Origin of the sequence: Halosimplex amylolyticum (assembly GCF_051414035.1) — an archaeon.
GTDB lineage: Archaea > Halobacteriota > Halobacteria > Halobacteriales > Haloarculaceae > Halosimplex > Halosimplex amylolyticum.
The window spans coordinates 1473803-1492678 of record NZ_JBLKNW010000001.1 but is presented as its reverse complement, the minus strand read 5'-3'; the positions used below and the strand labels follow the sequence as shown (position 1 = coordinate 1492678).

Annotated in this window: 18 protein-coding genes; 3 read left to right on the top strand and 15 right to left on the bottom strand. The window is 68.9% G+C overall.

The genetic code is table 11. The features are described 5' to 3' along the window. Positions 1-39 precede the first annotated feature (39 nt). The 12 genes from ACMGFE_RS07090 to ACMGFE_RS07035 form a co-directional block, all read right to left on the bottom strand. A complete protein-coding gene (locus ACMGFE_RS07090) occupies positions 40-630 on the bottom strand; it encodes a DJ-1/PfpI family protein (protein ID WP_436924370.1) in 591 nt (196 codons plus the stop codon). 148 nt (positions 631-778) lie between these two features. Further along, on the bottom strand, positions 779-1591 hold the full coding sequence (locus ACMGFE_RS07085) for an HAD-IIA family hydrolase (RefSeq protein ID WP_436924369.1): 813 nt from the start codon (positions 1589-1591) through the stop codon (positions 779-781). 160 nt (positions 1592-1751) lie between these two features. Beyond that, positions 1752-3191, bottom strand: a complete 1440-nt coding sequence (locus ACMGFE_RS07080; RefSeq protein WP_436924368.1) for a hypothetical protein — start codon at positions 3189-3191, stop codon at positions 1752-1754. Beyond that, positions 3188-3973, bottom strand: a complete 786-nt coding sequence (locus ACMGFE_RS07075; RefSeq protein ID WP_436924367.1) for an ABC transporter ATP-binding protein — start codon at positions 3971-3973, stop codon at positions 3188-3190. Before ACMGFE_RS07075 ends, ACMGFE_RS07080 begins: the two co-directional genes overlap by 4 nt. Before the next feature lie 259 nt (positions 3974-4232). After that, positions 4233-5156, bottom strand: coding sequence for an NAD-dependent epimerase/dehydratase family protein (locus ACMGFE_RS07070; RefSeq protein WP_436924366.1), 924 nt, complete (start codon positions 5154-5156; stop codon positions 4233-4235). Between the two features lie 86 nt (positions 5157-5242). Then, positions 5243-7009 (bottom strand): PH domain-containing protein, encoded by a 1767-nt coding sequence (locus ACMGFE_RS07065; protein WP_436924365.1) that lies wholly within the window; start codon positions 7007-7009, stop codon positions 5243-5245. Further along, entirely contained in the window at positions 7006-7782 is a 777-nt protein-coding gene (locus ACMGFE_RS07060) for a PH domain-containing protein (protein WP_436924364.1), read from the bottom strand. Before ACMGFE_RS07060 ends, ACMGFE_RS07065 begins: the two co-directional genes overlap by 4 nt. Positions 7783-7825: 43 nt before the next feature. Next, entirely contained in the window at positions 7826-8800 is a 975-nt protein-coding gene (locus ACMGFE_RS07055; RefSeq protein ID WP_436924363.1) for an aldo/keto reductase, read from the bottom strand. A gap of 122 nt (positions 8801-8922) precedes the next feature. Then, positions 8923-10044: an ABC transporter permease gene (locus ACMGFE_RS07050; protein ID WP_436924362.1), complete on the bottom strand. Its 1122-nt coding sequence runs from the start codon at positions 10042-10044 to the stop codon at positions 8923-8925. After that, positions 10034-11947, bottom strand: a complete 1914-nt coding sequence (locus ACMGFE_RS07045; RefSeq protein WP_436925154.1) for a PrsW family intramembrane metalloprotease — start codon at positions 11945-11947, stop codon at positions 10034-10036. The genes ACMGFE_RS07050 and ACMGFE_RS07045 overlap by 11 nt, the downstream gene beginning before the upstream one ends. 80 nt (positions 11948-12027) lie before the next feature. Beyond that, a complete protein-coding gene (locus ACMGFE_RS07040; protein ID WP_436924361.1) occupies positions 12028-12927 on the bottom strand; it encodes an ABC transporter ATP-binding protein in 900 nt (299 codons plus the stop codon). A gap of 498 nt (positions 12928-13425) precedes the next feature. Beyond that, the gene (locus ACMGFE_RS07035; protein ID WP_436924360.1) at positions 13426-13848 is read right to left on the bottom strand and encodes a helix-turn-helix domain-containing protein; all 423 of its coding nucleotides are present in this window, start codon (positions 13846-13848) and stop codon (positions 13426-13428) included. A gap of 136 nt (positions 13849-13984) precedes the next feature. Here ACMGFE_RS07035 and ACMGFE_RS07030 point away from each other — a divergent pair, with 136 nt between their 5' ends. Next, the gene (locus ACMGFE_RS07030) at positions 13985-14677 is read left to right on the top strand and encodes an aminopeptidase (RefSeq protein ID WP_436924359.1); all 693 of its coding nucleotides are present in this window, start codon (positions 13985-13987) and stop codon (positions 14675-14677) included. Positions 14678-14797: 120 nt separating this feature from the next. Continuing rightward, on the top strand, positions 14798-15229 hold the full coding sequence (locus ACMGFE_RS07025; RefSeq protein WP_436924358.1) for an SRPBCC family protein: 432 nt from the start codon (positions 14798-14800) through the stop codon (positions 15227-15229). A 60-nt stretch (positions 15230-15289) separates the two neighbouring features. Here ACMGFE_RS07025 and ACMGFE_RS07020 read toward each other — a convergent pair whose 3' ends face one another. The 3 genes from ACMGFE_RS07020 to psmA all read right to left on the bottom strand — a co-directional run bounded on the left by ACMGFE_RS07020 (position 15290) and on the right by psmA (position 17259). Next, the gene (locus tag ACMGFE_RS07020; protein ID WP_274323687.1) at positions 15290-15529 is read right to left on the bottom strand and encodes an HVO_2901 family zinc finger protein; all 240 of its coding nucleotides are present in this window, start codon (positions 15527-15529) and stop codon (positions 15290-15292) included. Positions 15530-15669: 140 nt separating this feature from the next. Then, complete coding sequence (locus ACMGFE_RS07015; protein WP_436924357.1) at positions 15670-16395, bottom strand: ribosome assembly factor SBDS; 726 nt, start codon at positions 16393-16395, stop codon at positions 15670-15672. Between the two features lie 87 nt (positions 16396-16482). Next, a complete protein-coding gene (gene psmA, locus ACMGFE_RS07010; protein ID WP_436924356.1) occupies positions 16483-17259 on the bottom strand; it encodes an archaeal proteasome endopeptidase complex subunit alpha in 777 nt (258 codons plus the stop codon). A gap of 456 nt (positions 17260-17715) precedes the next feature. Here psmA and ACMGFE_RS07005 point away from each other — a divergent pair, with 456 nt between their 5' ends. Beyond that, complete coding sequence (locus tag ACMGFE_RS07005; protein WP_436924355.1) at positions 17716-18858, top strand: sugar ABC transporter substrate-binding protein; 1143 nt, start codon at positions 17716-17718, stop codon at positions 18856-18858. Positions 18859-18876 lie beyond the last annotated feature (18 nt).

Here is an 18876-nt window from a genome sequence, read left to right as displayed (position 1 = left end):
CGACGGTCGGCGATCCGATTCGACGGTCGGTGACGTCGTTCAGTCGGCGGTGACGGGCTGGCCGTGCTGGATCTCCGTCCCGAGCACGTCGAGGAACTCGGCGATCCACTCCGGATGGTCGGGCCAGGCCTGTGCCGTCACGAGGTTGCCGTCGCGGACGACCCCCTCGGCCCACTCGCCGCCGGCAGCGCGTACGTCGGCTTCGAGCGCCGGATAGGCGGTGCAGGTGCGGCCCTCGACGACGTCTGCCGCGGCGAGTATCTGCATCGCGTGGCAGATGGCCGCGACCGGTTTGTCCTCCGCGAAGAAGTGCTCGACCGTCTCGATCACGGCGTCGTAGTTGCGGATGTACTCCGGGGCGCGACCGCCCGGCACGACGAGCGCGTCGTACTCGGCGGGGTCGACCGCGTCCAGCGTCGCCGTCAACTCGAAGTCGTGGCCGCGCTCTTCGAGGTACGTCTGGTCGCCGCGGAAGTCGTGGACGGCCGTCTTGACCGTCTCGCCGGCCTCCTTGTCCGGACAGACGGCGTCGACCTCGTGGCCGACCGCCTGGAGCGCCTGGAACGGTACCATGACCTCGAGGTCCTCCCCGAAGTCGCCGGTTATCAGCAGGATTCGCTGTCCACTCATAGTTCTGTGACCCCCGCTGGATCCACCGACTAGTTGGATGCGCGACAGTATAAGCGTACCTCGACCTGTCGGGTTCGGGACCGAAAACGGGAGCGGGAGCGGGAGCGGGAGCGATGGAGGGATCCCGGTTCCGGTCCCGGTGGCTTTCCTACGGGAGGAGCGGCGGGAGGTCGGCCAGCGAGTCGAGGACGTAGTCCGGGTCGACCTCGCTCTCGGCGACGTCGGCCCGGGTGGCGACGCCGGTGAGGACGAGCGCCGTCGCCATGCCCTCCCGGGCGCCCATCGCGAGGTCGGTGTCCAGGCGGTCGCCGACGACGAGGCACGCCTCGGGCGGGACGGAGAGGCGGTCGAGGGCGTCCGCGGCCGCTTCGGGGGAGGGTTTCCCGAGGACGCGGTCGGGTTCGCGGCCGACGGTCCGGGCGATAGCCCCCGTGATCGCGCCGGACCCGGGCACGAACCCGTCTGCCGTCGGGATCGTTCGGTCCGGGTCGGTCCCGACGAACGTCGTCTCGGCGTCGATCCCCGCCAGAGCCTCGGTCATGGCGGCGTAGTCGAACGTCTCGTCCCACGAGGAGACGAAAACGGACGCCTCGCGGGGGTCGTCGACCAGTCGCTGGCCGGACTCGCGGAGGTAGTCGGCGAGCGACGCCGAACCAACGAGATAGGTCGGGTCGTCCGCGTGGTGGTCCCGCAGGAAGTCCCGCGTCACGGTCGAGGCGGGCAGGATCATCGATTCGTCGGCCTCGATGCCCATGCCCGCGAGTCGGTCGACGTACTCGGCCGGCGTCTTCGTCGGGTTGTTCGAACAGAAGCAGACGCGGATGCCGCGCGCTCGCAACGCGGCGATGGCGTCGGCGGCGCCCGGGAGGGCGCCCTCACCGCGGTACACTGTGCCGTCGAGGTCGACGATCACGCCACGCACCTCCGACAGGTCCCGCGCCGGTTCGGCGATGTCCGTCATTCGGTTGATCGGGCGCGTCTACGGACTGTCGGGTCAATAGCCCACCGGTGGGTGCGGCGAACGCGCGGCGGTTACGACGCCGCGAGTGGGCGAGTGCGATCGGGCCGGCGCCGCGAGTGGGCGACCGAGACCGCGACGGCGCCGCGAGGTGCCCGCCCCGTCACCGAAGTTTCCGGTTCCAGCGCGGCCCGGCGCGACGCGAGAGCGCGATGCCGACGAGCGCGGCCGCGAGGGAGACGCCGACCGCGACACCGGTCGCCGTCGTCGGCGTCTCGCCGTAGGCGAGCGCGGCGACCACCAGCGGGATCGAGACGGCAGCCAGCGCGGCGCCGAACGCGACGAACAGCGGCGTGTCGAACAGGAGTTCGTTCGGCGAGAAGCCGGTGACGTACGCCGTGACGCCGAAGACGTAGACGGCCACGAGCGGGAAGACGACGGCGCCGATCAGCACCTCTCCCACGGGGATCCAGACGAGCGAGAGGGCGAGATAGACGAGTCCGGCGGGCAGCGAGAGCAGGAGGTAGGCGGCGCGCTTGCCGCCGAACACCTCGTCCATCGCGACGGGGTAGCGCAGGTACTCGTCGGCGCTGTCGAACTGCGTGACCCAGCTGTAGGTCGTGAACGCACCGAGTCCGAGGAACGTCCCGACGGCGATGCCGTAGGAGGGCGCGAGCGCAGTCGCGTCGGCCACCTCCCGGACGAGCAGCGCCGTGACGCCGAAGAGCACGCCCATCGAGAACAGCACCTTCCAGACCGACCCGCTGGAGCGGGCGATCTCGAGGACGGTCCGCGTCGCGATGCCGCGGTCGTCACCGACTGCCGAGCGCAATCGACTGTACCTGTCCGGCGCGGATCGTGTCGTTCCCGCCCCTCCCGGCCGAAACGCGAGCGGGCCAGCGACGGCCAGCGCCAGCGCGGGGCCGAACCCGGAGACGGCCGTCCGGAGGGACGGGTCGAGGTAGAATCCGTACGGCGAGAGCGCCGCCACGTCGAGTCGGCCCGTCGCGATGCCCGCAGCGAGCGCGGCGACGAGGGCGATCACGGCTGCTCGACTCCGCGTCCCAATGCCGGTGAGCGTCAGGCTCACGCCGACGCCGAGCGCGAACGTGCCCGTCGTGGTCGCCCAGAGCAATCCCACCCGCGCCGGGGGGACCCCCGTCGAGAGGGCGACGGCGGCGTACCCGACGGCGAGCGGCGCGAGGAAGAGCGCGGAGTAGTACAGCAGGTCCTTCACCAGGAACACGGCCAGGAGCCGCCGCCAGGTGACGGGGAGCGTCCGCGCCGAGAAGACCAGCAGCGTCACGTCGCCCAGCACGTCCCGCAGGGCGTCACGCCCGACGAGGCCGATCGTCCCGACCTGCAGGCCGAAGAAGAAGACCAGCCCGTGCAGGCCGGCCGCGATAGCGTCCATCGGCGTCTCTGTCAGGGTCAACAACCAGACGCCGACGCCGGCGAACGCGGCGACGACGAGCGGGAACGCGGCGAAGCGGCCGCCGAACAACTCGGCCTGGAGCCGCCACTCCTCGCGGATCATCCGCGCGAGCAGTCGCGTCGAGAGCCCGCGGCCGGGTCGTCTCGCGTCGGTTCCCGCGCCGCTCATGCGTTCGATCCGCCGTCCGCTTCGAGCGGTCGGTCACCGCCGTCGTTCCCCGTCGCGCCGGGCCCGGTCGACTCGGCCGCCTCGACCTCGCGCCTGAAGTAGTCGAGGAGCTGTTCGTCGGGGTCCAGATCGGCGGGATCGCGCTCGGCGACCAGGGTCCCGTCGCGGATGATCCCGACCGACGTGCACAGCTCCTCGGCGACTTCGAGGAAGTGCGTCGAGAGGAACAGGGTGTTCCCGCGCTCGCAGTACTCCCGCATGTGGTCTTTGACCTCGGCCTGCATGATGGGGTCGAGGTTCACGAGTGGTTCGTCGATGAACACCAGATCGGGTTCGTGGATGAACGTCTGGGCGAGCATGACGCGCTGGCGCTCGCCCTCCGAGAGGTCCGTCGAGAGCGTGTCGAGCTTGTGGTCGAACCCCAGCCGGTCGGCCCACTCGGCGATGCGGTCCTCGGCGGCGTCGAACCCGCGGACGTCGCCGACGAACTGGAGGTACTCCCGCGGCGTGAGGAAGCTCGGCGGATCCTCGCGCTCGGGCAGGATCCCGACCGCCTCGCGGACGGCCAGCGGGTCGGCCACCGGGTCGTGGCCGAGGACCGCGGCCGTGCCGTCGGTCGGGTCGAGCTGCCCGGTGAGGATCTCGATGGTCGTCGTCTTGCCGGACCCGTTCGGGCCGAGCAGGCCGAACAGTTCGCCCTCGGGGACCGAGAGCGACAGGCTGTCCAGCGCCGTCACGTCGCCGTAGCGTCTCGTCAGGTCGTTGGTCTCGATGGCTGCCATTGTGGATGCTCCGAACCGCCCGGCGATCCGGCACCGACGGTGCGGCGACGACGGTGCAGCGACGGCGGGCGGCCCCTCTGCGTCTGGCGCGTACATCAGGTGTCAGAGACCATAGAGCTTCGGGGAGTCCGGCGCCCGAAGACGACGGGATCCCGTTCCATTCCGTCTCGGCCCCGCACCGTCTCGGCCCGGTACCGTCTCTGCCACGAACCGTCTCGGCCACGAACCATCTCAGCCACGAACCGTATCGACCGCAGGCTCACCGCCAGCCGATCCCCGGCGAGGCCGAGTCGTCGGCCTCCCGCCAGGAGTAGGCGGGCTCCCAGCCGAGGTGCTCTTTGGCCTTCGCGTTCGAGAGCGCGGCCTGCTCGCCCTCCAGGTCGCACCGGTCGGGCAACTCGCCGGCGACGGATTCGATGATCTCGGCGGTGGGCTGGCCGAGGTAGTTCTCGTCGGCGACGCAGAGGTACGTCTCGTGGCCCGCGTCCGCGTTCGCGAGCGCCGCCTCGACCATCCGCGCCACGTCGCGCACGTCGACGTAAGACCAGAGGTTCCCGCTCAGCGACCCCGATTCCAGGTCGAACCCCTCCCGTTGCGGTCGGGCGCGATACGCTTCCGGCGCGTATACGGTCGCGGGCCGGATCGTCGTGACGGGCACGTCGTACTGTCGCGCGACCATGCCGGCGACCGCCTCGCCGCAGTACTTCGACGTGCCGTAGGGGTCCTCGGGCCGTCGCTCGTGGTGCTCGTCGACGGGCAGGTAGTCGGGGAGCCACGGGTCGTCGGCGAACAGCATCCCGTAAGCAGCTTGCGAGGAGGTCCAGACGACGTCGGCGCCGACTCGCCCGGCCGCGACGAGCACGTTGTAGGTGCTCATCGTGCTGTTCTCGAAGACGCGGGTGCCGGGGTCGTCGAGCGGCCCCGAGATGGCCGCCGCGTGGACCACGGCGTCGGGGTCGGCCTCGTGGATCGTCTCCCAGGCCTCGCCCTGATCCGTCAGGTCGACCGCGCGGAACTCGGCGTTCGCTCGCTCGCCGTCGGGGCGCTCCAGGTCGACCCCGACGACGTGGACGCCGCTTTCGGCCAGTCGCTCGACGATCCAGGGACCGACAGCCCCCGTCGCGCCGGTCACGACCGCCGTCTCTACGTCGTGGTCGAACTCCTCGCCGTCGTCTCGTGCCATACGCTACCATGCGTCGTCCGCCGCCGAAGTCCTTGGGTCGAACGTGACGGCAGGCACCGAACTGGGCCGTCGAACCGGGTCGCGATTCAGTCGCCCGCCTGTCCGTCGCCGACGGCTGACGGGCCGCGATTTCGACCGTCCGGGCGTGAAGCGGTCCGGCGTCGACGGGCGAGTGCACCGTGGAGTTCGTCGGGAACCCGTTCGCGGATCCGGTCGGCGGTCTCGACGTCGACGTCGACGGCGGCCGCGTCGTCGCCCGTGATGCTCTGCGAGCCCGCGGTGTCGATCGTCACCGTCGCGAGGTCCCGGCGGCGCTGGAAGATGGTCTCGGTCGTGAACACGGTCTGGACGCGGTGGTACGGGACGACCTTCTGCTTTCGCACCCAGAAGCCGTTACGGGTGACGACGTGGTCCTCGCCGAGTGCGTAGCCGCGGTTCCGCCACTTGAGGTGCGCCGCGACGGGGACGAGCGGCGCGGCGACGAGCGGGACGTACCAGAAGAGTCTGAACGCCGTGACGAGCGTCCCGGCGTACAGCAGGGCCACGATCACCGCGAGGCCGATCGCGTACCGGAACCCGTACCGGAGTCGCGCCCGCTTCGGGGGACGCTCGAAGCCAGTGGCGTCGAAGGCTTCGAGGGATCGCGCGAGCGAGACGACGCGGTCGCGCTCGGCGACCGGGATCGCCGACTGCGAGCCGTTCGATTCGCCGCTCGCCGGGGTGTATCCCGCGGTCTCGATGGTCAGCGCCGCGTACCCCAGGGCGCGGGCGAGGACGTTCTCGCGGACGGTGATCGTCTGCACCTTCGAGAGCGGGATCGTCCCGCGGAACTTCTGGAGGAGCCCGCGTTCGTAGCGCAGTTCCTCCTCCCCGCGGTCGAGCCGGAACCCGTAGTAGCGGGCGGCGTTGAGCGCGCCGGAGATCAACGCCAGCACGAGGATGCCGACCAGCGCCGCGGCCGGGCCGAGCACCGCCCCGAGGATGCTCTCCAGCCCGATCCCGTACTCCCAGATCGACTCCGGTTCGAACGCCGAGACGGCCGAGGGCGCGAATATCGAGGCGCCGAAGAAGAGGAACGAAGCGATCCGGAGGTCGACCGAGATCAGCGCCAGCACTCCGAGCTCACGCTGGCTCATCTCGAAGATCGTGTCGAAGCGCTCGGCCTCCGGTTCGGCCGTCTCGCCGTCGGCGGCCTCGACGGCCCGGCTCAGCCGACTTATCTCGGACTGGAGTCGTTCGGCCTCGTCGTCGCCGACGTATCGAAGCTGCGCCTCGGTCTGGCCGCCCCCGGCGGTCTCCAGGCCGACCTCCGCGATGCCGAGCACGCGCTGGACGACGTTCTGGGTGATGTCGACGTTCTGGATCCGCCGCAGCGGGATCTCCCGCTTGCGGCGCGAGAAGACGCCCGACCTGATGTCGAAGGTGTCCCGCGTGAGTTCGTACTCGAAACGGCGGTAGCTGGCGACGAGATAGCCGACGATGGCCGCGGCCCCGAGGACGATCGCGAGCGCGACGCCGACCGCGAGCAGGCTACGGCCGGAGCCGAACAGCGCCGAGACCCCGGGAACGCCGAAGACGACCAGCGCGACCGCGATGCTGATCCCCTGCTGGGCGATCTGGTAGGGCACCGTCAGGACGTGCAGTGACCGCGGGCCCTCGATGCGCGGCGTCGTCGCCGACGGTTCGCCCTCCCGGGCGGCGGCCGACTTCAGTCCGTCGCCGTCCGGGTCGGCGCCGTCCGATCCGCCGCGGTCCGCGTCGCTCGCTCGGTCCGCACCGGTCACCTGATCCGCATCAGTCACTCGGTCCACGTCGCTCGCACGATCAGCGTCGGTGGCGTCGTCCTCGCTCATACTGCGTCTTCGTCCTCGGAGGCGATCGCGAGTCGTTCGAGCCTGGACTGGAGGTCCTCGGCGGTGTCGGGTTGCAGTCCGGGGATGGTCACGTCGGCGCCACGGGAACCGGCGGTGTACACTACCAGCGTCGAGAGCCCGAGTATCCGCTCGAATGCCGAGCGGCGGGTGTCGATGTGCTGGACACGTACGTAGGGCACCACGGTCTGGACCTTGGTGAAGACCCCGCGGGTCAGGTACAGCGACTCCTCGCGGACGACGTAGCGCCAGGACCGGTAGAGGTAGATCGTCCGCACCACGCCGTAGATCGCGAAGAGGGCGAACACCGCTCCCATGACCGTGAGCGCACCCGGTACGCGGTCGAGCGGGAGGTACTCGTGCCCGCCGGCCCACGTCGCGGCGCCCGCGGCCAGGCCCGCGGCGAGGGCACCGATCAGCGGGCCGACGATCCACTCGTAGCGGACCCTCGGGTCCAGCGTTCGCGGTTCACCGGGCGTCTCGACCGACTCGACGCCGCCGGCGCGGCCGATCGCCGTGTCCTCGGGCGCCTCGTTCGCGCCCGCTGGCGCCGTTGCACCCGTCGATTCCGTCGCACCCGTCGATTCCGTCGCGTCGGTCGACTCGGCGCGGGTCGGGTCCACCGCGTCGGTCGCCGGCGTGTCGGCCGCCGGCTCCGGGTCCGCGATCTCCGGGTCCGTCCTCTCGCGGTCTTCGGGGGGGACGCCGTCGGGCGGCGGATCCGACCCGTCGGCTTCGTCGCGAGGATCTGTCATTGTCTCGTCCGTGGGCCGGCCCCGGTAAAGTCGTACCGACGGCTCACTCGTGGCCCGACACGCGAACCGGTTCGTACGGCGCTTCCAGGTACTCGACGTCGGAGTCCGACAGCGAGATGTCCAGCGCCTCGACTGCCTGTTCGAGGTGCTCGATACTCGTCGTCCCGACGATGGGCGCGTCGACCCACTCCTTGTCCAGCAGCCAGGCGAGACCGATCTGGGCCATCGTGGCGCCGTACTCGTCGGCCAGTTCCTCGACGCGCTCGTTGATCTCGCGTCCTCCGCCCTCGAAGTAGGGGTGCTCGCGGGCGTAATCGTCTGTCTCGCCGCGGGTCGTCGCGTCGTACTCCTCGTGCGGCCGGGTGAGATAGCCGCGGGCCAGCGGCGACCACGGAATGACGCCGACCTCTTCCTGCTCGCAGTAGGGCAGCATCTCGCGCTCCTCCTCGCGGTAGAGCAGGTTGTAGTGGTTCTGCATCGTCTGGAACCGTTCGAGGCCGAGGCGGTCGCTCGCGTGCAGCGCGTCGGCGAACTGGTGGACCCACATCGACGAGGCGCCGACGTACCGGACCTTTTCGCGACGGACGGCGTCGTCGAGTGCCCGCAGCGTCTCCTCGATCGGCGTGTCGTAGTCCCAGCGGTGGATCTGGTACAGGTCGACGGTGTCCATGCCGAGCCGTTCGAGCGACGCGTCGAGTTCCTGCTCGATGGCTTTCCGGGAGAGCCCGCCCGAGTTGGGGTCGTCGTCGTCCATCTGGAAGAACCCCTTGGTGGCGACGACGCTCTCCTCGCGGTAGCCCTCCAGCGCCGTCCCGAGGACGCGCTCGGACTCGCCCCGGGAGTACATATTCGCCGTGTCGAAGAAGTTGATGCCCAGGTCGCGGGCGCGCTCGACGAGTTCGATGCCCTCCTCCTCGTCGAGGACCCACTCGCGCCAGTCGCTCGAACCGAAGCTCATACAGCCCAGGCAGATGCGGCTGACCTCGACGCCGGTCGAACCGAGAGTCGTGTACTCCATGCGCGAGTGATTGGTGTCAGCGGTGCAAAAAGGTGGGTTTCGCGGTCGCCGTCACCGATATCGGCGGGACGCCGCAGCCGGCCGCGCCGGGGAAGAGCCGGGGAAGTGCCGGGCCAGCGCCGTCAGAGCCCTTCGGGGTCGGTCCGCGCGACGAGTCGCCGGGCGAGCGTGAACAGGACGGCCGCGGCGGCGACGTAGGCGACGACGTGGACCGTCGTGGTCGTCGTCGGGCTGTCGACGGCGAGTTTCGCGACCGTCGTCGCGGGGTGCTCGGGGACGAACGTGAGCGCGCCGAACCCGAAGATCACGAGGACGGAATACAGCAGTTGCGCCTGCCGGCGCTTGGCCGTCAGGACGCCCAGCGAGAGCCCGAGCGTGACGACCAGCGTCGTCAGCGCGGCCACGACGACGAGCAACTGGCCGACGTTGGCGATGTCGATGCCGTTGACGCCGAGCAAGGTGATCCACAGCAGCGCCTGCAACGGCGCGATGAGAACCATCGCCAGGGCCTTGCCGTCGACGATGTCTACCAGCGACAGCGGCGCGACCCGCAGGAGTTCCAGCGTGCCGCGTTCGATCTCTTCGGTCAGCGAGTCGACGGCGACAGAACCGCTGATGAAGGGCGGGAGGAACAGGAGCAGGGGTACGAGCACCGTGTAGGTGAACCCGTAGTACGGGCTCGCGTCGACCTCGTCGGGGACCGGGACCGGCGAGCGATCCAGGTGCTCGCCGCGGACGATCCGCTCGTTGCGCTCGACCCGTTCGAGGAGCGTCCGCACCTGGTCGACGATCAGCGTCGTCTCGATGCTCTCCTGGGGCGCGATCACCGTCACGTCGATCCGATCGCCCGAGTCGCCCGCGATCATCACGGCGTGAACGTTGCCGTTCTGGTATGCGCTCCGGGCGTCTTCGGGGGACGGATAGGTTATCGCGCGGAGCCCGTCCTGGTCGTTCGCGGCTCGGACGAGCGCGTCGTCGTGGTCGCCGGCGACGCCGACGACTACCTCGCCTGCCGAGACCGATCCCGGGCTATAGAGCGAGGTGAGTCCGACGACGAGGAACGACGAGAACGCGGCGACGAACAGCTGGATGAGCAGCGCGAGGACGATGGTCTTCTCGCGGCTCAGCGACGAGAGGTCGCGCTTCGCGATGGTGAGTCTGGCGTCCGACAGCAGCGACCGCTCGTCCGACTCCGCGGCCGCGGACGCCGACGGCTCGACGGGCGGCGGCGACTCACCCGGCAAGTGCGCTCACCACCGTTAGGTTGTACGCGACGTGAACGGCGACGGCTATCACCAGCGCCAGCGCGTACGAGCGGCGACCGCGCCGGGCGCCGAGAGCCGAAACCGAGGCCGTGACGACGTGGAGCGCGAGCGGCGCGAGCAGGAGCGCGACGAGCAGGAGCGGGAGCGGGATTCCGGTCTGCAACAGCGCCTGCTCGCCGAGCGCGGCCTGACCGATCTGGACCTCCTGGAGGTCGGCCAGGCGCGCGATGAGCGTCAGCTTCTCCGCGAGGAAGAACCCGAGGCCGCTGAACGCGCCGACGACGAGCGCCGTCCGCAGGCCGCCGTCGAACCGCGAGTGCGCGTAGCCCGCGTAGACGTGCAGGCTCTTGGCGAGTTCCTCGATGAGCGCGATGCCCACGAACGCGGCGAAGACGACGACCCCGAAGGGGATCTGCGCCTGCGTGAGCGGGTACATGAACGCGACGACGACGAGTTCCGCGACCAGGACGAACGGGAGGAGGACGGCGGTCACCAGCGCGACGCTCCGGCGGCGCTTGATCGGGCCGGCGAGCGCGTCGAGGACCTTCAACGGGATCGGCCGCTGGGTGAACATGTCCTCCTCGCGGTAGAGGCCGGCGCCGAGGCCGAAACAGACCAGCGCGGTCAGCGTCGGTGGCAGCACCGAGAAGACGAACTGTCCGAGACCGATGGCCTGGCCCTGTAGGTCCCGGACCACGAGCGTCAGCGGCGAGATGAGCGCGATGGGCGTCACGTCCGTGAAGATCGCCGGGACGAACGCGTAGGAGGTCAGCGTGACCGTGATCGTCACCGTCACGAAGGTCAGCTCCTTGAACGAGCGGGCGAACATCGCGCCGAGGAAGGTCGCAGCGAGGAACAGGAGGGCGAGCGGGACGATCGCCAACACGGATATCGCCGAGCCCTGCAGGGCCAGCGTGATCACCGCGGCGACGCTCACAGCGGCGGCGAAGTACGGGAGCGTCTTGCCGACGATGATGTCGCCCCGGGAGACGGGCGCGACGAGCAGGAGTTCCCCCCGTCGGTTGATCCGCTCGCTGAGGATCGTCGACCCGTAGGCCTGGATGACGAAGTTCAGCGGCAGGACGAACACGAACGCGAGCACGAGCGAGCGGAACGGGAACGGCGGCGTGATGTCCGACGGCGCTCCCGTCGTCGAGCCACCGGTCAGGCGGGCGCTGATCGACGACCCGCCGACGTTGGCACCGTCGCTCGGTCGCGTCACGTCGGCGTCGCCGTCACCGCCCGAGTCTCCGTCGTTCGTCCCACCGTCGCCGGAATCGCCGGCGGCATCGTCACCGGAGCCGTCACTGTCGTCGCTCCCGGACGGAGCGGAACCGACGTCCGCGCTGCCGCCGGAATCGTCGCCGCCGTCACCGTCGTCGCTCTGGATGGTGATCGCCTGCTGGCCGGGGGCGACGACGCGGCTCGCCTCGCGTTCGACGTACGTGAGGTTCACCGTGACGGGAAACGCGGCCGACTGGTTGTCCTCCAGCTCCATGATCCCGTCGTTGTACCGCATCGTCGACGACCGCAACTCGTCGACGGCGGCGCGGCCTTTCGTCGAATCGGCGTACTCGCGGACCTGCGGGCCGACGATCCGGATCTCCTGATAGCCAGCCTCGACGGCCGCGGAACTGGGATCCTGTACCCTGAAGGTCGGGTCGAGGTAGACCGGATCGTAGTACGGGTCCTCCTCGACCACGCCGACCCGGTAGATACCCTGGTCGAGCGCGACGCCCTGGCTGACCGCCATCGGCGCCATCGCGCCGAGTCCCAGGACCGCGAGCAGCGCGATGGCGATCGTCCGTCGGTCGACGCCGCCGGCGTTTTTCGTCACTTCCCAGCGGGCGATCCGACCGACGTTCTCCGCTCGCGTGCGAATCCAGCCCCGGAGTCGGTCGACGGCCGATGGCCGTGGCCCGTCGTCGGACGAGTCGCCGACCGACGGCGGTCGACCGCCGCTCACGGCTGCGCTCCGGAGCCCCGCTCGGCCCCGGAGTCCGACTCGGCGACGTTGAGGAAGACCTCTTCGAGGCTGGACTCCTCGGTCCGGATGTCGACGACGTCGCCGCCCGCGGCCTGGGCCGCCTCTCGCGTCTCGTCGACGGCGGCCATGCTCTCGACGATCCGCCGGTGGTGGCCGTTCTCGCGGGCGCTCCCCGGAACTTCGACGGTCGTGTAGACGTGGTACTCCGTCCGGCCGTGCTCGGCCTGGAGTTCGTCGAGGTCGCCCTTGGCGACGATCTTCCCCTCGTTCATGATGGCGACCCGGTCGCAGATGCTCTCGACGTGATATAGGTTGTGGGCGCTGAAGACGATGGTTTTGCCCTGTTCGCCGAGTTCCCGCGTGAAGTCGATGATGTAGTTCGTGGTGAGCGGGTCCAGGCCGCTCCCCGGTTCGTCGTAGATGAGGACGTCCGGGTCGTTGATGAGCGACCGGGCGATGGCGACCTTGCGCTTCATGCCCTTGGACATGTCACCCAGCGGGCGCTCGCGGTGGTCGAGGTCGAGGCGTTCGAGCGTGTCGTGGATCCGCCGGTCGGCGACGCCGTCGGGTACGTCGTAGAGGTCGGCGAAGAAGTGGAGATACGAGAGGGGCGTCATCTCCTCGTAGAGGGGCGACTCCTCGGGGAGGAAGCCGAGGCGGCGGCGCATCTCCGGTTCGCCGGCGTCGAAACCGGCGACGGAGACGTCGCCGTCGGTCGGTTCGACGAGGCCGGCGAGCATCTTCAGCGTCGTCGTCTTGCCGGCCCCGTTCGGGCCGATGATGCCGAAGACCTCGCCCTCCTCCACCGTGAACGTGCTTCCCTCCACCGCGACGAACCCTCCGTACTCCTTGCGCAGGTCGCGGGCCGTGATCATTCGGCCGATGCTTGCGGGGCGGGGGTTGTATAGGTTCGTCTCCCGTTATCGCATGTTGGTATCGGGGCTCCGTGTTCTGGAAAGAGACCGAGTGAACGGACTACGGTGGCGCGCGCTGACGAGGGTGCCGAGCGACAGCGAGGCCGCGAGTCGAAGCCGTGCGAGGGATGACCGAGGGAGCGTAGCGACTGAGGGAATCGGCTGGGGAGGTGTGAGGCGCGGTGCTGTGCGGTGCCGTTCTCCTGGTGGACTGAAAGGGCGAGGCGCGCTCGCGGCGAACGAAGTGAGCGGAGCCGTCTGAGCGGGCACTATCCGAACGAAGTGAGGATATCTCGCTCAGCGGCCGCGAGCGCGCCGAGGGCTTTCAGCTCTCAGCGTGCCCTGCGGTCGGTTCTCCTGCTAGCGAGCGCGCCGAGTGTTTCCACCGACAGATGTCGGCAGTACTCACCACAAATCGACCGTCGCCCACACCAGAGCAGACCGAATCACCGACTCAGTTCACTCATCGGGTCGGGGCATCGCTTCGAGTTCGCGGATCTCGGCGGTCTTCTCGACGCGCTCGTACTGCCGTCGCCACGCCTCGGTCGGGAACAGCCCGTTGCGGTCGAACAACTCGCGGGCCGCCTCGGTCACCCGGTAGAACTTGTAGGGGTACCCGCGCGTGCGCTCGCCCGTCGGGACCGTTAGCTCCTCGACGACGCCGGCCTCGCGGAGCACCTTCAGGTGGTTCCGGATGGTGTCGGCTTCGAGGCTCGGGTTCATGTAGTCGAGTTCGTCGACGCTGGGGGCGCCCTCGGGGTGGCCGACCACGTCCGCGACGATGTTCGCCCGCGTCGAGTCGGTGACCCGCTGGAGCGCGAGCCAGGCGTCGAACCTGTCGGTCGCTCGCTCCCCACCGCTTTCGGCCGTCTCGGGTCTCATATGCAGTCGTACGCGCTGCACCGCAATAAACACTTGGACGTTGAGTGCGAGTGGTTCTCGACTGTTTCCACAGCGGTTACCGAACCGATTCCGGAACAGTCGGAAAACACATAACGGAGCCGGGAGTCGCGCCGACATGGACGACAGCGACGAGGCGGCGTCGAGCGAGGGGGGAAGGGGATACGACGGAGCCGGCGAGGAAGCAGAGAGACGGAACGAAGCTGGCAAGAGGGGAGAGAGCGGCGACGAGCGGGCGTACCTGAGCGGCGTCGACGAGGGGGAGCTCGCCGACGCCAGCCCAGACTCACTCACGTTGACGCCGGCACAGCACGAGCGGCTGAAGGACCACCTCCACGGCGACAGGCTCGACGACATCAAGTACAGCGACCGCCGGTACCTCGTCGTCGGTCGCGGCGGGGACGAAGGGCCGGGCAGGCGACGCGCGCTCGTGCGGGACCTGCTGGACGACCGGCGCGAAGCGACCGGGTACATGCTCGAGGACTTCGGGCTCTCGGGGGAGGAGTTAGACCTCTGGGCGCCGGCGTTCGAGATCCTCTGCGCGCAGTCGACGCACGTCGTCGGGGTCCTCGAAGACTACGACGGCGGCCACGTGTGGGAACTCGGCTACCTCTACCACCAGCAGAGCCGGGTCCGCGACATCCTCTGGCTGCTCAAGCGGGTCTACGGCGACGAGGCCACCGAGCGAGAGCGCTACGACAACGGGATGGCCGCGTCGCACCTCGCCGCCCTCGAACGATCTGCCGGCGAACGTGTCGTGACGTGGGACGACGAGTCCAGCCTGCGCCGGGCCGTCGACGAGGTCCCCTGAGCGCCGACTGCCAGTGGTTCGCCCCGGTACTCGCTAGCCGCCGATCTCGATCGACCGAGACTTGGTAGCCGACGGAAACGGCGACCGGACACCCAAGGATCGTCGGCCCGAAGGTATCGTATGGGCGCACTCCCGCGCGTCGAGCGAACGCCCGACGGCCGGCGTCTCGTCGTCGACCGCCTCGTCGACGCAGACGCGGAGGCGGTCTGGACGGTCTTCACGGACACCGAGCGCTGGCCGGAGTGGGGCCCGAGCGTCACGGCCGTCCGCTGTGACGACCGCTTCGTCGAGCGTGGCACGACCGGCGAGGTGCAGGTCGCCGGCGGGCCCTGGATCCCGTTCGAAGTCGACGCCTGTGAGGCCTACCGGTGGACGTGGCGCGTCGCGCGGATCCCGGCGACCGGCCACGCGGTCACGCCGCTCGTTGACGACCGGGCGCGCGCCGCGTTCGAGATCCCGCTGTACGCCGGCGGCTACGCTCTCGTCTGTCGGCGCGCGCTGTCTCGAATCGCGGCCATCGCCGAACGCGCCGGCGAAGACGCGGTCGAGTGAGGAATCCGAAGCGGGCAGTGAGAAGGAAGTAGCGGTCCTGCGGTAGTCGGTTCGGCCGATTCAGACGGACTTCTCGAGTCGGACGTTGCTTACTTTATGGATGTCCTCGCCCATCCCCTCGCCGTCGCAGTCGTCGTTGGGGCAGCGATAGTGCCAGCCGTCCTCGGTGGCCGTTCGCTCCGCGAATCGCTCGCCGCACTCGTCGCAGAACAGGTCGCCCTGTGTGCACGTATCCAGGTGGAGTTCGAGCTCCAGCTCCGTACTGAACGTACGTTTGCAGTTCCGGCAAATGTGGGTCATATTCTGAGATTCGTGATCGCCCCATATATCAACACCGGAACGTTCACGTCCGTGGCTGTCGGTTCCGAAAAATTGCGAATCGCAGGACGGAGGTGGGTAACCACCGACGAACGGTCACCGCCGCGCGAGCCAATGGCGGCCTACCGGGTGTCGATGTCGTCTTCCTCTTTGAGGATCCGTGTCTCGGCCTCGCCGCTGGAGACCTCGTTGACCAGTTCGTAGAAGTCGTTTTGCATCCCGGCGGGGAACTCGACGACGCCCACCCACGACCCGTCGGGTTGCCATTCCTCGCGTTCGAGGTCGCCAAACTCCCGGATCTGGGCCTGGCCGCTGCCGGCGTAGTCCGGGGGAAGCTGCGCGGCGACTTTCACCGTGTCGAAGCGGATGGGGATCACCGGCCGGAGCGCGTCGAGGGCGTCGTCGACCTGCCGCTCGACCGGTTCCATCGGGTCGATCTTGAAGTCGGCCTCTTCGAGCGCGGTCTCGATGCGGTCGGGCGGGTGGGGCGCGTCGTCCATCTGCGGGTTGACCGCGTTGCGCGTGATCCGATTGACGAGGTCCCTGTGCTTGCGCTCTTGCATCTCCTTGCGCTGTTCGGCCGTGATCTGGATCTCCCCGCGTTCGACGACCTCGGGGATGATTTCCAGCGGGTCCGTGGTCCCGAACACCTCTTCGAGCGCGTTCTCGGGCGGGCGGTCACCCCGGGAAGCGTTCTCGAAGACGTCTTCGGCGGCGATCACGTCCTCCAGTTCCCCCTCGAACTCGCCGCGCTTCATCGCGAGCGCGGCGTCGGGGTCGACGAGCACCTCGAACCGTTCCCCGTGGGACTCGAGGCGCGCCGTCACTGCCTCGTCGAGCGATATCATACCCTGTGGTTACACCGGGCGGGTAAAAAGGTGTGTGGCGTCGGCGATGCGGCCGCCGCCGGCAGGCGAGCGCCGGCGACCGGTCCCTTACTCCTCGGTCTCTTCGTCGGCGTCGTCGGCTTCGTCCTCGTCGGACGCGAGGAGGCCGAGCTCGTCGAGATGGGACTCCTTCTCGGCGTCGCTCATCTCGGTGAACAGTTCGTCCTCGACGCTGATGGTGGCGATGCCGATGCCCTCCGGGGCGAGTTCCCCGTCGTTGACGGAGGCCAGGGCTTCGAGCGCGAGCCCGACGCCGCCGTCCAGGTCCATCTCCTCGGAGTAGTTCTCTTCGAGGTACTCGCGGATGTCGCCGCGGTCGGCGCCGACGGCGAGGGCCTTCCACTCGTACGGCGTGCCCGACGGGTCGGTCTCGTAGAGGCGGGGCTCGCCGTTGGCGATGCCGCCGATGATGAGCGCGACGCCGAACGGGCGAGCGCCGCCGACCTGCGTGTACTGCTGGATGTGGTCGGTGACGGCCTTGGTGAGCGTCTCGACGCCGATGGGCTCGCCGTAGCGCAGCTGGTTGACCTGCGCCTGGCGCCGGGCGAAGTCGATGAGCTGGCGCGCGTCGGCGACGTGGCCGGCGCTGGCGATGCCGATGTGGTCGTCGGCCTTGTGGATCTTCTCGACGCTGGACCGTTCCATCAGCGGCGAGCGGATCCGCTTGTCCACCGCGAGGACCACGCCGTCGCTCGTTCGTACACCGATGCTCGCCGTGCCGCGTTTGACGGCTTCGCGGGCGTACTCGACCTGGTAGAGCCGACCGTCCGGCGAGAAGATGGTTATCCCGCGGTCGTACGCCTGCTGTTGCGATTGTCCCTGCATATTTATAGATCGAGTTCGGTCGCCCCGAAGACGTCCCGACCGGCCGGCACGTCGACGCCAGTCGCACGGAGGGCGCCTCGCCGCTCGGTCCCCTCGGTGACGACGTTTCTCTGGTGCGTTGGTTCCGGTCGGCGTCCTATATACTTTTCTTGTCGTGGTCCCGCAGTCGCCGTCCCCCTCCGCTGGGTCGTACACCGTCACGTCGTCGGTCCCATCGGCAGTCGGTGTCGGGTCGTCGTCGGTTCACCCGCTCGCCCGTCCCTTCGCCTGTCTCGTCGTCCCTGGTATCGGTCGTGTTCGCCGTCGGCCCGATTTCTCACTCATCTGTCGAGACAGGCCGCACGGGTCCCCCTCGATCCGGCTCGTACCCCGTTTCGCGCGGGAGAGACCGGTGATTCGACGCGATCTTATCCTATACAAAAATTTATGAAGTTTCCATCCGGTGTGTGCTATCGTATGGCAAACTACGACCGCCGTTCGTTTCTCAAAGGGATCGGGACGACAGGACTCGCGGTAACCGTCGCGGGGTGCTCCGGCGGACTCGTCGGCGGAGGAGGTGACGACACGCTCGAGAAGATCGGGATGACTGCGTACGTGCGCGGAGGGTCGTGGATCACCGCCTACATCGAGGCGGCGGAGTTCTGGGCCGAAGACCAGGGCATCGAACTCGAAGTCAGACCGAACCAGCAGAGCGCGCAGAAGCAGGTCAGCGACATCCGCGACTTCGCCAACGGCGACCACGACGCCATCCTCGTCGGCGTCTGGTCGACGGGCGCCGCCGAGGGGGCGATAAACCAGGCCATCGAAGGCGGGACGCCGGTGTTCGCGACGAACGCCGACACGTCGAGCGGCGAGATCCCGCTGTACGTCGGCTTCAGCAACTACGACGGCGGTGCGAGTTCCGCCGAGGAGATGCTCTCGGCGCTGGAGGAACAGAAGCCCGACCAGGACAGCTATCGCGTGCTGAACGTCCGCGGCGTTCAGGGCAACCAGTCCGCGAACCAGCGCTCGCAGGGCTTTCTGGACGTGATGGACGAACGCGACGACGTGGAAGTGGCCGAGACGCTCAACGGCGAGTACGCCCGAGACGTGGCCCAGTCGACGACCCAGCAGTGGCTCAACAACAACGAGGCGGTCGACGGCATCTACTCGGGCAACCTCTCGATGGGGCTGGGCGTCGTCCAGGCGCTCCGGAACCTCGACATGGCGGTCCCGAAGGGCGAAGAGGGCCACATCGTCCTCACGCAGATGGACGGGAGCCCCGAGGTGAACCCCCTCGTCGGCGAGGGGATGATAGACGCCGCGGTCGACCAGCCCAACTACTTCTACAACCCCATCGCGATGCACTACATGCGGGAGTACGTCGAGGCGGGCAACGACCAGAGCGTCATCCCCGACGTGGGCGACACCGTCATGGCGGACGACCTCACTATCGAGTCGGGCCAGCACAAGGGGGTAGAGCTGTGGTCCGAACCCATCTGGGATCCGGGCGAGATGCGCGAGCAGAACGACCACCCCTGGTTCCGCACCAACAGCATCGTCATCGATCAGGACAACTACGACCAGCCGTTCCTCTGGGGCAACGTCTGGGGTAACTGACCCCCGCTCCGACTACTC

Bases quoted from the DNA above. Each gene is read 5' to 3' on its own strand.
- ACMGFE_RS07035 (WP_436924360.1), bottom strand. From the start codon at position 13,848: ATGAGACCCGAGACGGCCGAAAGCGGTGGGGAGCGAGCGACCGACAGG.
- ACMGFE_RS07075 (WP_436924367.1), bottom strand. From the start codon at position 3,973: ATGGCAGCCATCGAGACCAACGACCTGACGAGACGCTACGGCGACGTG.
- ACMGFE_RS07015 (WP_436924357.1), bottom strand. From the start codon at position 16,395: ATGATATCGCTCGACGAGGCAGTGACGGCGCGCCTCGAGTCCCACGGG.
- ACMGFE_RS07090 (WP_436924370.1), bottom strand. From the start codon at position 630: ATGAGTGGACAGCGAATCCTGCTGATAACCGGCGACTTCGGGGAGGAC.
- ACMGFE_RS07060 (WP_436924364.1), bottom strand. From the start codon at position 7,782: ATGACAGATCCTCGCGACGAAGCCGACGGGTCGGATCCGCCGCCCGAC.
- ACMGFE_RS07065 (WP_436924365.1), bottom strand. From the start codon at position 7,009: ATGAGCGAGGACGACGCCACCGACGCTGATCGTGCGAGCGACGTGGAC.
- ACMGFE_RS07025 (WP_436924358.1), top strand. From the start codon at position 14,798: ATGGGCGCACTCCCGCGCGTCGAGCGAACGCCCGACGGCCGGCGTCTC.
- ACMGFE_RS07055 (WP_436924363.1), bottom strand. From the start codon at position 8,800: ATGGAGTACACGACTCTCGGTTCGACCGGCGTCGAGGTCAGCCGCATC.
- ACMGFE_RS07080 (WP_436924368.1), bottom strand. From the start codon at position 3,191: ATGAGCGGCGCGGGAACCGACGCGAGACGACCCGGCCGCGGGCTCTCG.
- ACMGFE_RS07005 (WP_436924355.1), top strand. From the start codon at position 17,716: ATGGCAAACTACGACCGCCGTTCGTTTCTCAAAGGGATCGGGACGACA.
- ACMGFE_RS07040 (WP_436924361.1), bottom strand. From the start codon at position 12,927: ATGATCACGGCCCGCGACCTGCGCAAGGAGTACGGAGGGTTCGTCGCG.
- ACMGFE_RS07020 (WP_274323687.1), bottom strand. From the start codon at position 15,529: ATGACCCACATTTGCCGGAACTGCAAACGTACGTTCAGTACGGAGCTG.
- ACMGFE_RS07085 (WP_436924369.1), bottom strand. From the start codon at position 1,591: ATGACGGACATCGCCGAACCGGCGCGGGACCTGTCGGAGGTGCGTGGC.
- psmA (WP_436924356.1), bottom strand. From the start codon at position 17,259: ATGCAGGGACAATCGCAACAGCAGGCGTACGACCGCGGGATAACCATC.
- ACMGFE_RS07030 (WP_436924359.1), top strand. From the start codon at position 13,985: ATGGACGACAGCGACGAGGCGGCGTCGAGCGAGGGGGGAAGGGGATAC.
- ACMGFE_RS07070 (WP_436924366.1), bottom strand. From the start codon at position 5,156: ATGGCACGAGACGACGGCGAGGAGTTCGACCACGACGTAGAGACGGCG.